Consider the following 11,730-nt stretch of genomic DNA (forward strand, 5'->3'; position numbering starts at 1 on the left):
GTCACAACGCTAAGGAAACCTGTCGGTCGGCGGCAAGCCCTCGCGGCGGCAGGCTGACGGTCACGAGGAGGACCAGCCCCACGGCGACCCCCGTGCAGGGCAGGAAGACCCACCAGTCCTGGGCCGGCTTTCCCACCATGTCGAGCATCACACGGCCCAGCGCCAGGCCGCCCGCGGAAGCGAGCACAGTTCTGACGAAAACCGGGACGGCCGTCTGCCACAGCACCGACCAGGCCAGTGTGGAGCGTCGTGTACCGAACGCCACCAGGACCGACAACAGGCGCCTGCGCTCCCACAGTTGCTCGATCTGGGACACCAGCATGCCGGCGGCGATCAGCACCGTCATCAGTGTGCCGCCGACCAGCAGGCCCGTCTGGACTGGACACGAAAGGGCTGCCGCTGCCGCACCTGACGATTCGTGCGGTCTCCCGGCCCAAGGACGCGACCGGATTCGTCGTCCTACCCCGGCGCTGGGTCGTGATGCGGAGCCTGGGCTGGATCACGCACGCCCGCTGCCCGGTCCGCGACCACGAACGCCTCCCGCAGCACAGCGAGGCCCCGATCACCTGGGCCGCCACACCCTGATGCCCCGCCGCCTCACCCAGTCGACCGGTCAGGTCCTCCAGGCAATTCCCTGACGGGTTCTCTCACCGGGTGTCTTCGCGAAGTGCCTTGTCGATCTCGCTCAGTGCGCCGGTCAACTGCGCGTAGTCGTCGGCTGCCAGTGGCTTGACGAAGTACTTCTCCACCACCTCGGCGTGGACGGCCGCCGCACGCAGGAACGCCGTACGTCCCTCGGCGGTCGGTTCCACCAGGACCACCCTCCGGTCTTCGGGGGACGGGACGCGGCGGACCAGGCCGGCTTCTTCCATGCGGTCGATCAGGCGGGTGGTGCCACTGCTGGTGAGGGTCAGGTCGTCGGCCAGCTGCCGCTGGGAGACCTCCTCGCCAGGCCGGCGGCAGAGCCGTATCAGCACCTCCAGCATGGTGTGGCTGATCCCGCACTCGCGTCGCAGCGCGCTGTCGATGCGCTGCTCGAGGCGGGTGGCGGACTTGATCAGGAGGCCGAAATCCCGCACCAGCCGGCTGTTGGCGGCGCGGGCGACGGCCTCCTCGGTGTGCTGAGGTGTGGGGTTCATCGCCGCCAAGTCTACTGCCCCCGCACCTACTGCCATCTCAATTGCTGAACAATCAATTGCTGACTCGTCAATTAAATCCTATGGTGGTCGCACACCACGACCGAGAGGAGATCAGTGGATCTGCAGCACTGGCTCGGCCGAGCCACCCACGCGATACAGAACTGGGCCGACACCTTCGGCCCCTACCAGCAGCACCCGTCCCTCCACGTGGACGACGACCGGTTCGCCTCGGTCTTCGCGGAGTTCACCGGGAGACTGCAGGACAACTACCCCTTCTTCCACCCGCGCTACGCGGGCCAGATGCTCAAGCCCCCGCACCCCGCCGCGGTAGTCGGTTACCTCACCGCCATGCTGATCAACCCCAACAACCACGCCCTGGACGGCGGCCCCGCAACCGCCGTGATGGAGCGCGAGGTCGTCGCGCAGCTCGCCACCATGTTCGGTTACGACACCCACCTCGGCCACCTCACCACCAGCGGCACGATCGCCAACCTCGAAGCCCTCTTCGTCGCCCGAGAACTCCACCCCGGCCGCGGTATCGCCCACAGCGCCGAAGCCCACTACACCCACGGCCGTATGTGCCACGTCCTGGGCCTGACGAGCCACCCCGTCCGCGCCGACAGCCAAGGCCGCCTGGACCTCGACTCGCTGGAGGACGTACTGCGCACCGGACAGGTGGGCACCGTCGTCCTCACCACCGGCACCACCGGACTGGGCGCCGTCGACCCCGTCCACGACGTGCTGCCGTTGGCCGAACGGTACGGCGTCCGCATCCACGTCGACGCCGCGTACGGCGGCTTCTTCACGCTCCTGGCCGGTGCCGACAGCCCCGAGGGGCTTCCGCCCGAGCCCTGGCGGGCCATCGCGCGGGCCGACTCGGTCGTCGTCGACCCGCACAAGCACGGCCTGCAGCCCTACGGCTGCGGAGCCGTCCTCTTCCGCGACCCCGAGGTGGGCCGCTTCTACCTTCACGACTCGCCCTACACCTATTTCACCTCCACCGAGCTCCACCTCGGCGAGATCAGCCTGGAATGCTCCCGCGCCGGCGCCTCCGCGGCCGCCTTGTGGCTCACCCTCCAACTCCTGCCGCCCACCCTCGACGGCCTGGGCCAGGTCCTGGCAGCCGGTCGGCGAGCGGCCCTGAAGTGGGCGGACCTGATCGAGGCGTCCGACGTCCTGGAGCTCTACCAGCCACCGCAGTTGGACATCGTCACCTACTTCCCCGCTGTCGCCCCCGCGACCCTCACCGGCATCGACGCAGCCTCCGCCCGCGTCCTCGCCGACGGCATGACCAGCTCAGACCCCATCTACCTCAGCACCCTCAAAGCAGGCCACGAAGGGTTCACCGCCCGCCACCCGAAGATCACAGCAGACACCGACGGCGCCCGGATCCTCCGCAGCGTCCTGATGAAGCCGGAATCCGAACACCATGTCCAACACCTGCACAACCGGGTCGAGCAGCTGACCCAGGCCCGCTGACCCCGCCACACCAGCCCCGGAGAACAAACGGAACAACCCAGCATCAGAGGCAGGGCCACGTTCTCCTCGGCGGGCAGCTCCGTCAGCAGCTGGCCGAACTGGAAGACGAAGTCAGCGCTCGAACTTCCAGGTGACCGTCTTGGCGTCGGCCTTGGTCACGCGGACGGGGATCTCGACACGTTCGCCGTCGCTGTTCGTTCCGGCGCAGGTGAGAGTGGTTCCGGCGACGGCCTTGAGGCCGGTCGGGCAGGTGACTCCGGAGAGCTTCTCCCCGATCCAGGGCAGCGGGTGGTACTTGCCCTCGGTGCGGCCCTCGACGATGTTCGCCGCGAGTGCCTGGTGGCCGTCGACCGACACCGTGTTGTGCTCGTCGAGCCCGGTGGTCGACTCGGTGCCGGAGAGCAGATACGTGGCGAGGCCGCCCAACGCGACCACGGCGGTCGCACCGCCGACGACACCGACGAGGAATGTGCTGCGCCGCATCGTGTACTCCTGACGTCCGGTGAGGATGGGGCCCCACCTTCGCCCGGGGGCCCGGGCGCGCGCCTCGGCCGAACGGTCGGGATCGTGGACCGGTCACTCGACCGTTCGGCCGATCCCGCGCTCCGGGGGCTGCCCTACGGTGCTCGGCATGAACTCCGTTTCCGCCCGGGGCTGCGCCCGTGGCTTCGCCGTCGGCCTCCTGCTGGCCGCGTCGGTCGTCGACGTTCTCTACGCGGGCGCCGACGGAACGAGCGTCCTGCCGCTGGCGGGCCCCGTCTGGCCGACCCTGGCCGTGGTGCTCGTCGGGCTGGCCGCCGTGCTGTGGCCGGCCGGGCGGCGGCCCGAGTGGCTCACGCCGCAGGTGCGCACGGCCGTGCCGGCTCTCGCCACCGGCCTCCTCACGGCCGCGTCGCTCCTGATCCGGGGGCCGCTCGTGTTCGGCCCGGGCGAGATCCTGATCCTGCTGAGCCTGCTCTTCGTCGCGGTGCGGCACTGCCCTCCGCGCTGGGCCATGGTGTGCGGCACCCTCGACGCGGGCGCGCTCCTCACCCTGCCGGTACGCGGCGACGTGTCGCCGAGTGATGACGTGTTCGGCCTGGCGATGGTCGGTCTGCTGCTGATCGGCCTCATCGCCGGACTCGCGGGCTATCTGCGCTCCATGGACTACCGCCGCACCGTCGCCGTCACCGAGACCCGTCGCAGCGAACGCCTCGCCATCGCGGCCGACCTGCACGACTTCGTCGCCCACCATGTCACCGGCATCCTCGTGCAGACCCAGGTCGCCCGCATGATGGCCACCACGCAGCCGCGGGAGCTGGACCCTGTCCTGGCCGGCATCGAACGCGCCGCGACCGAGGCCCTCGCCTCGATGCGCCGTACGGTCGGCGTGCTGCGCGACACCGGGGAGGAGGCGGCCGACCGCCGCCCCGTCGGCGACCTGAACGGCATCGCCGAACTGATCGAGGGCTTCGCGACGCCGGGCCAGCAGGTCGTCCTCCACCGTGACCCCGCCGTGTCCGACCAGTTCCCCCACGAGGTGCAGGCCGCAGCCTTCCGGGTCGTCCAGGAGGCGCTGACCAACATCCGTCGCCACGCGGCCGACGCCGCGCACATCGAGGTCCGCCTGTGGGACGACGCCGGCCGCCTGGCGGTGTCGGTGGCGGACGACGGCCGGGGCGGCACCCAGCTCCCGCCGGCGGCGCACGGCGGCGGCTTCGGCCTCGTCGGCCTGAAGGAGCGCGTGACCGCACTGGGCGGCGAACTGCACGCCGGCCCGCGGGGTGGCGCCGGGTGGGAGGTAGGGGCGGTGTTTCCGGCGGGGAGATCCTGAGGTCCGCCTGCGGAGCCCCTGAGCGGCAGCTCACGTGGTGGTCGGCCGGGGAAAGAGCCGAGCCCGTAGATCCCAGGCCGCACCGTCGACGAGAGCGCTGTAGCCGCGAATGGCGCCGTCCGCCGATACGGGCAGAACGCGCGAACTCGTCGCCGCCCGTCCTGGTTAGCATCCCGATATGACCAGCGACTCCCCCATCTTCCCCACGACCCCACCGGACTCCACCGGCGGCCCGCAGGACTCGGTCTTCGACGAGGTCGTCGACCGGAAGCACTCCAACTCCATGAAGTGGTCCCGCGCCGGGGATTTCCTCGCTCCGGACGAGGCGGCCGCCGACCCGCTCCCGATGTGGGTCGCCGACACCGACTTCAAGGCGCCCCAGGCCGTGATCGACGCCCTCCACGAAGCCGTGGACCACGGTGTCTTCGGGTATCCCGGAGGTGCGACCGACAGCTACCTCGACGCCGTGACCGGCTGGCAGGCCCGGCGGTTCGGCTGGGAGACATCGCGGGAGTGGGTGCTCCAGACCGCCGGCATCATCACCACGCTCAAGACCGTGGTGCAGGCCTTCTCCTCGCCCGGCGACTCGGTGCTGATCCAGCCTCCGGTGTACGTGCACTTCCACGACGACGTCCTGCTCAACGGACGCCGGCTCGCCTTCGCACCCCTGGAACGCACCGAGGACGGCTACCGCTTCGACGCCCGGGCGTTCGAAGCCGCCATACGGCCGGACACCAAGCTGTTCATACTCAGCCATCCCCACAACCCGACAGGCAATGTCTGGTCGGAGGAGGAGCTGACGACGATGGGCGAGATCTGCGCCCGGCACGGCGTCCTGGTCGTCTCCGACGAGATCCACCAGGACCTGATCATCAACCCCGCCAAGAAGCACGTCCCGTTCGCCTCCCTCGGCGAGGAGTTCGCCCGGAACAGCATCACCTGCACGGCTCCGAGCAAGACGTTCAACCTCCCCGGACTGCAGTGCGCGAACGTCTTCGTCCCCCACCGCGGGCTGCGCGAGGAACTGGCCCGGCAGTACGAGCGCAACCTGTTCCCCCTGGTCAACACGCTGGGGGCGGTCGCGGCCGAGGCGGCCTACACCCACGGTGAGCCCTGGCTCGAAGAGCTGCTCACCTACCTGCGCGGCAACCACGAGCACTTCGCGAAGGCGGTCAACGGCGCCACCTCGAAGGTGCGGGTGCTGCCGGCCGACTCCCTGTACCTGGCGTGGATGGACTGCCGGGGCCTGGGAATGGACGCGGAGGCCCTCGACTCGTTCCTGCTCACCACGGCGCGCCTGTGGCTGGACAAGGGCCAGAAGTTCGGGATCGAGGGCCACGGCTACATGCGGGTGAATCTGGGCTGCCCACGCTCCACGGTCGACGAAGCGATACGACGGCTGACCACGGCCGTCGCCGGTCTGTGAGGCGGTGTGGTACAGGTCGGGGCCCATACCCATGCCGATCAGCCAGTCACCGTCACCGGTCCATCACCGGCGGTACCTCACTACGATCATCGACCATGGACTGGCTGGAGCGGATCGCGGGACTCAGGCAGTGGAGCAGGAACGGAACGCGTGCTCCGCACAAGCCGCTGCTGCTCCTCCACGCCCTCGGCCGGTTCCAGCGGGACCCCGACGGCGAGCTGCGGTACAGCCTGGTGGAGGGGGACCTGCAGCGTCTGCTGAACGAGTACGGCCCGCCCCACAGGACGACGCCCGCCTACCCGTTCCACCATCTGATCAGTGACGGTGTGTGGGAAGTGCGCACCGACCTCGGGCACGGCAGCCCCGGGAGCGGGGTACGCGATCTGCGGGAAACGGGTGCCACCGGGCGGCTCGCGCCGGAACTCCGAACCGCGCTGCGACGTGAACCCGAACTGCTGGGCCGGATGGCGCGGTTGCTGCTCGACCTGCATTTCCCGCCCTCCCTCCACACCGAGTTGTGCGAAGCCGCCGGGCTGGAACTGGAGCCGGCCAAGACCGTGCACCTCGTGACCGTGGGGCGGCAGCGGGACAGGCGCATGCGCGATCTGGTGCTGACCGCCTACGAGTACCGGTGCGCGTTCTGCGGCTACGACGGCAGGATCGGGGTGACGCCTGTCGGGCTGGAAGCCGCGCACGTGCGCTGGTGGGCCTTCGGAGGACCGGACGTCGTCGACAACGGGCTGTGCCTGTGCTCGCTGCATCACAAGCTCTTCGACAAGGGCGTCCTCGGGGTCGGGGAGGGGCACCGGATTCTCGTCTCGCAGCGCTTCGTCGGCCACAGCCCCGCTGCCCGCGACCATGTCGTAGCGCTCGCGGGGCGACCGCTCGTGGGCCCCCAGCCGGGCACACGCCCCATCGCGGCCGACCACCTCGCCTGGCACACCCGTCAGGTCTTCCAGGGCACCCCACGTCCCGCCACCGTCGGCTGACGGAACTGCCGCTTCCCTGCCACCGGGCCCGGCCGCTCTCCTGACCTCGCCCGGTTCAACGGGGCGTGAGCAGACCGAACTCGATGCCGTCGGGGTCGGCCAGCACGACCCGGCCGTCCTCGGTCTGACCGGTGCCGACGCGGGTCGCCCCGAGGGAGACGAGACGGTCGATCTCTGTCTGCCGGTCGGCGTGGGCAGGTGGAGCGAGGTCGAAACGCACCCGCTCATCGGCTGACTTCGGCAGCACCGGGGGGCCGCCCCACGTGATCTTCGTGCCGCCGTGCGGGGAGCGGATCGCGGTCTCCTGGTCCTGGTCCCAGACCAGCGGCCAACCGAGCGCCGCACTCCAGAAGTACCCGACCTCCTGCGAACCGTCGCAGGCCAGCGCCCCGATGAATCCGCAGTCGGCGAGGAACTTGTTGCCCGGCCCGACGACGCAGAACTCGTTGCCGTCGGGGTCGGCGAGCACCACGTGCCCCTCCTCGGGGCGTTGGCCGATGTCGATGTGGCGTGCGCCGAGTGCCAGCGCCCTGGCCACCGTCTGCTGCTGGTCCTCCAGGGACGTACTCGTCAGATCGAAGTGCATCCGGTTGGGGACGGTCTTCGCCTGCCGGGCCGGAACGAAACGGATACGGAAGCCGGTGTCGTCGCCGGGCAGGAGCATGACGCCGTCGCGCGGATCGTCGACCAGCTCCCGGTCCAGGACCCCGGACCAGAACCGTGCGAGTGCCTGCGGCTCGCTCGCGTCGAAGCAGACCGCGAACAGGTGAGACGTCATTCCCCCGCCAATCGTCGATGCGCTGACCGACGACTGTCGCTTCGGCCGCAGCGCGGTGCGCGGGCGGGCTCCCGCCGGCCCAGTCCTGGGAACGCGAGCCTAGGGGTGGGCCGACGTAGCCCGCACCCGAATAATCGGCAGCAGCCGGCTCAGGATTCGAGACGGCGGCGGTCCTCCTCGTCCCACTTGCTGGTGTCGCGGGGCTCGACGTACGGCTCCTCATCCGGCGGGTGGCCGCCCGCGATGGCGCGCTGGCGCGCGAGCTCCGCGTCGAACTCCAGACCCAGCAGGACCGCCAGGTTGGTGATCCACAGCCACACCAGGAACACGATCACACCGGCGAGCGTGCCGTAGGTCTTGTTGTAGGAGCCGAAGTTCGCCACGTAGAACGCGAAGCCGGCCGAGGCGAGCATCCAGATCAGCAGGGCGAGGAAGCTGCCCGGTGTGATCCAGCGGAAGCCGCGGACCTTCGCGTTCGGTGTGGCCCAGTACAGGATCGCGATCATCATGGTGACCAGGAGCACCAGCACCGGCCACTTCGCGATGGACCACACGGTGAGCGCCGTGTCGCCGACGCCGAGCGCGGTGCCGACCTCCTGTGCGAGGCCGCCGGTGAACACCACGATCAGCGCGCTGATCACGGCCATGACCATCAGGACGACCGTCACGCCGACCCGGACGGGCAGTACCTTCCACACCGGGCGCCCCTCGGGGACGTCGTACACCGCGTTCGAGCTCCTGATGAACGCGGCGACGTAGCCGGAGGCCGACCAGATCGCGAGCACGAAGCCCACGATCGCCATGACGGAGCCGAGGCCGGCGTTGCCCTGCATCTGCTGGACGGCGTTGGTGAGGACGTCTCGCGCGGCGCCGGGGGCGAGTTTCTGGATGTTGTCCAGCACCTCCTGCGTCGCCGTCTGCCCGACGATCCCGAGCAGGGACACCAGCGCCAGGAGAGCCGGGAAGAGCGCCAGGATCCCGTAGTAGGTCAGCGCCGCCGCCCGGTCGGTCAGCTCGTCCTTCTTGAACTCCTTCAGGGTGCCTTTGAGCACCGTTCCCCAGGAGCGTTTGGGCAGGTCCGTCGGGCTGTCCGGCGCCCGCCGCTCCACCTGCTCGTCCGGCCCGGCATGCGAGGACCGCGCGGCCTCCGCCTCGGTCTCGGCTCCGGCCTCGTGGTCGGCGCCGTGCCCACCGTGCCTTCGATGCGCTCCATGCGTTCCATGCGCTCCGTGCCGTTTCAACGTCCGCATCATGGCGCCCGGGTATCCGAAGGGGCGCCACCTATACATGCCAATTCGGGACATATCGGCCAGTCGTGTCGGCGATGACGCCGGTCAGAGCCGGCCGTCGAGGGACCTCATGGACCCGTCGAAGTGGGCGATGTCAGGGGGCGAGGGCGGTGCGCAGGGTGGTGGCCATCAGTTCTATGGCCTCCTTGCCCGCCGGGACCGGGCCGGTGTGGGTGAAGTAGTGGTCGACGCCCTCGAAGACGTGGTGGGTGACCGGGACACCCGCTGCCTCCAGGGCCTTGGCGTAGGCGTCGCCCTCGTCGCGCAGGCGGTCGTTCTCGGCGGTGATGACGAGGGCGGGCGGCAGCCCTTCGAGGTCGTCGGCGAGTCCGGGCGAGACCAGGGGGTCGGCGAGGTCGGCCGGGTCCGGGACGTAGGCGGCGGTGAAGATCCGCATGAGCTGGGGGCCGAGCAGCGGCTTGGCGATGCGGGAGAGCTTGGTGGCCGGGTCGGCGACCTGGTCGAGCGGCGCGGAGTCGATGATCTGGAGCCGGGGTGTGAAGGTCCCTCGGTCGCGGGCCGTACGACAGACGGCGGCGGTCAGGTTGGCCCCCGCGCTGTGTCCGCCCACGGCGACCCGTGAGCCGTCCCAGTCGTGCGCGGCGCCGTTCTCGGCGATCCACTCGGTGACGTCGTACGCCTGCGTGACGGGGACGGGGAACGTCCGCTGCGGGGCGACGGCGTAGTCCACGTTGATCACCACGCAGCCCGCCTCGGCGGCTATGTAGCGGCAGATGTGGTCGTCCTGCTCGGGACGGGCCACGACGAAGCCGCCGCCGTGGAAGTTGACGTACACGGGAGCGGGGGTGGCCGTGCCGGCCGGCGGGCGGTAGACGGTGCAGGACACCGGTCCGGCGCCGGTCTCCACCCGGAGGGTCTCCGTCCGCTTCGGGATGTCGGTGAAGCGCAGGTCCTCGTGGACTCGGGTCATGACGCCGCTGAGCAGCAGTTGAACCCCTCTGGCCTGGATTCTGGCACTGAACGACATGATCGGTCCCGCCCGTCGCTACAACTTTCCATTAACAGGATTCCTGATAATGGACGCCAATCCTGTTTTGCGCAACGGTCAGCGCGGGCGGGGTTTCGCGGGGCGGCTCCAGACGTGGGTCAGCCGGCGGCGAGGGGCGGCTCGGTGCGGGTCAACTCCGGGTGTTGAGGGCCGGCTCCGCGTCTGTGCGGGTCAGCCGCGGGGTCAGCTTGGGCAGGCGTCAGCTCTGGGCGGGCCTGAGGACCACGAAGTCCGCGTTCGACGGGTCCAGGCAGACGGCCAGGCGGCCGACGCCTTCCGCGTCCTCCGGTCCCATCTGCACACTGCCACCGTTCTCGGTGACCGCGGCTACCGCGGCGTCACAGTCCGTGACGGCGAAGACCGGGTGCCAGTAGGGCCGGCCGTTCGCCAGCGCGAGGTCCTCCTCGCGGAGCTGCATGAGGCCGCCCTGCATCCGCTCCTCGGGGAGTCCGGCGGGCGTGATCAGGGTGTACGCGCCTCCACCGCCCGGAAGGGGCATCTCGCCGAACTGCCAGCCGAAGACTCCGCCGTAGAACTCCTTGGCGGCCGCGGCGTCCGTCGTGTACAGCTCGGTCCAGGACAGCGAGCCCGGCTCGTCCGCCAGCTCGAAACCCTGGTTCTGCGCCGGCTGCCAGACGGCGAACTGGCCGCCCAGCGGGTCGCTGTACTGTGCCATCCGCCCCCAGTCGCCGAGGTCCCTCGGTGCCACCCGCACCGTGCCGCCCGCGCGCTCCACGGCCTGGGTCGTGGCGTCCGCGTCCTCGACGGCGTAGTAGATCATCCAGGCCGACCGCGCGCCCTCCTCGGTGAGTTTGCCGAGCCCGCCGATGATCTTGCCGTCCTTCCGGAAGGCTCCGCCTTCCCCTTCCATGTCCTCCCCCTCGCCCCCGCCCTCGTCGCTCATGGGCTCGTACTCCCACCCGAGCACCGCGCCGTAGAAGGCCGCGGCGGCCGGCACGTCGGGGGCACCGAGGTCGAGCCAGCAGGGGGAGCCGGGAGTCAGGTCAGTGGTGATCACGGGGTACCCCTTCGCATTCGCGGATCCTGTGATTTCGTCCTGCGATTTCAGCGTGACACCCACCCTCACCGCCCGCGCGTCGGCCGCTGTGCGGGTGTGGGCCCTGGCGCCCGTCGGCTACGAGGCGTCGAGGTCGTCGGCGAAGTGACGGAAGCCGTGGCGGTCGCGGTGGAGGCCCCAGAGGGTGTCGGCGAGGACGGCGGGGTCCTTCCTCTCGTGTCCCGGGACGATGGCGCCGGGGACGATCAGTTGGGCGACGTGGACGCCCTCGGCCGCGAGAGTGTCGTGCAGCAGGTGGCCGTAGGCGCTCTCCGCCGCGAACGCGATGGACGTACCCGCCCGGTCGGGGTGCGGCACCACGGCCGTGCCGCCGTTGACGAAGAGGATGGTGCCGCGGCCGAGGGCACGCATGCCGGGCAGCACCTGCCGTACGGCGGCGACCGAGCCGTAGACGGAGAACTCGATCGGGCCGACGAGGTCGGTGTGGCCGGTCTCCAGCACCGGCAGCATGAAGTCCCGGTGCGGCAGCGGGCTGTACTGCAGGACCTCGATGGGCCCCAGCGCCGCGTCCGCCGCGACGAGTGCGGCGGTCAGGGCCTCCGGATCGCGTACGTCGGCGGCGAACCCCCGGGCCGTGACGCCCTGGTCGGCCAGGTCGGCGGCGAGTGCCTTCGTCCGCTCAAGGTCGCGGGCGACGAGCGCCACGGCGAACCCCTCACGACCGAAGCGACGGGCGACGGCCGCGCCGAGACCCGGCCCGGCTCCGATGACGGCGATGGTGGTCATGGCG

Annotated in this window: 11 protein-coding genes and 3 pseudogenes; 5 read left to right on the top strand and 9 right to left on the bottom strand. The window is 70.3% G+C overall.

Annotation, left to right across the window (positions count from 1 at the left end; all coding sequences use genetic code 11):
* Position 1: 1 nt before the first annotated feature.
* A pseudogene (locus ACWD26_RS22410) lies at positions 2-379 on the bottom strand (FtsX-like permease family protein); the annotation flags it as partial.
* Between the two features lie 26 nt (positions 380-405).
* Between ACWD26_RS22410 and ACWD26_RS22415 the strand changes: the two are divergent.
* A pseudogene (locus tag ACWD26_RS22415) lies at positions 406-608 on the top strand (IS5-like element IS4811 family transposase); the annotation flags it as partial.
* Positions 609-647: 39 nt separating this feature from the next.
* Here ACWD26_RS22415 and ACWD26_RS22420 read toward each other — a convergent pair.
* On the bottom strand, positions 648-1,139 hold the full coding sequence (locus ACWD26_RS22420; protein WP_451272637.1) for a MarR family winged helix-turn-helix transcriptional regulator: 492 nt from the start codon (positions 1,137-1,139) through the stop codon (positions 648-650).
* 114 nt (positions 1,140-1,253) lie between these two features.
* Between ACWD26_RS22420 and ACWD26_RS22425 the strand changes: the two genes are divergently transcribed.
* Complete coding sequence (locus ACWD26_RS22425; RefSeq protein ID WP_451272639.1) at positions 1,254-2,618, top strand: pyridoxal phosphate-dependent decarboxylase family protein; 1,365 nt, start codon at positions 1,254-1,256, stop codon at positions 2,616-2,618.
* A gap of 38 nt (positions 2,619-2,656) precedes the next feature.
* Here ACWD26_RS22425 and ACWD26_RS22430 read toward each other — a convergent pair.
* A pseudogene (locus tag ACWD26_RS22430) lies at positions 2,657-2,728 on the bottom strand (ABC transporter ATP-binding protein); the annotation flags it as partial.
* Position 2,729: 1 nt separating this feature from the next.
* The gene (locus ACWD26_RS22435; protein WP_451272641.1) at positions 2,730-3,101 is read right to left on the bottom strand and encodes a DUF4333 domain-containing protein; all 372 of its coding nucleotides are present in this window, start codon (positions 3,099-3,101) and stop codon (positions 2,730-2,732) included.
* 148 nt (positions 3,102-3,249) lie between these two features.
* Here ACWD26_RS22435 and ACWD26_RS22440 point away from each other — a divergent pair, with 148 nt between their 5' ends.
* The 3 genes from ACWD26_RS22440 to ACWD26_RS22450 all read left to right on the top strand — a co-directional run bounded on the left by ACWD26_RS22440 (position 3,250) and on the right by ACWD26_RS22450 (position 6,846).
* Positions 3,250-4,431 carry a sensor histidine kinase gene (locus ACWD26_RS22440; RefSeq protein WP_451272643.1) on the top strand — a complete coding sequence of 394 codons (1,182 nt, stop codon included), beginning with the start codon at positions 3,250-3,252 and terminating at the stop codon, positions 4,429-4,431.
* Between the two features lie 178 nt (positions 4,432-4,609).
* On the top strand, positions 4,610-5,857 hold the full coding sequence (locus ACWD26_RS22445) for a MalY/PatB family protein (RefSeq protein ID WP_451272645.1): 1,248 nt from the start codon (positions 4,610-4,612) through the stop codon (positions 5,855-5,857).
* Between the two features lie 95 nt (positions 5,858-5,952).
* Positions 5,953-6,846 carry a phosphorothioated DNA-binding restriction endonuclease gene (locus tag ACWD26_RS22450; protein ID WP_451272647.1) on the top strand — a complete coding sequence of 298 codons (894 nt, stop codon included), beginning with the start codon at positions 5,953-5,955 and terminating at the stop codon, positions 6,844-6,846.
* A gap of 55 nt (positions 6,847-6,901) precedes the next feature.
* Here ACWD26_RS22450 and ACWD26_RS22455 read toward each other — a convergent pair whose 3' ends face one another.
* From ACWD26_RS22455 to ACWD26_RS22475, 5 genes are all read right to left on the bottom strand, one after another.
* Positions 6,902-7,624 carry a VOC family protein gene (locus ACWD26_RS22455; protein WP_451272649.1) on the bottom strand — a complete coding sequence of 241 codons (723 nt, stop codon included), beginning with the start codon at positions 7,622-7,624 and terminating at the stop codon, positions 6,902-6,904.
* A gap of 149 nt (positions 7,625-7,773) precedes the next feature.
* Positions 7,774-8,877 (bottom strand): YihY/virulence factor BrkB family protein, encoded by a 1,104-nt coding sequence (locus ACWD26_RS22460; RefSeq protein WP_451272651.1) that lies wholly within the window; start codon positions 8,875-8,877, stop codon positions 7,774-7,776.
* A 130-nt stretch (positions 8,878-9,007) separates the two neighbouring features.
* Entirely contained in the window at positions 9,008-9,901 is an 894-nt protein-coding gene (locus ACWD26_RS22465) for an alpha/beta hydrolase (RefSeq protein WP_451272653.1), read from the bottom strand.
* Between the two features lie 220 nt (positions 9,902-10,121).
* A complete protein-coding gene (locus ACWD26_RS22470) occupies positions 10,122-10,940 on the bottom strand; it encodes a VOC family protein (protein WP_451272655.1) in 819 nt (272 codons plus the stop codon).
* A 117-nt stretch (positions 10,941-11,057) separates the two neighbouring features.
* On the bottom strand, positions 11,058-11,726 hold the full coding sequence (locus ACWD26_RS22475; protein WP_451272657.1) for an SDR family NAD(P)-dependent oxidoreductase: 669 nt from the start codon (positions 11,724-11,726) through the stop codon (positions 11,058-11,060).
* Between the last annotated feature and the right edge of the window lie 4 nt (positions 11,727-11,730).

The organism is Streptomyces sp. NPDC002787, assembly GCF_053592095.1.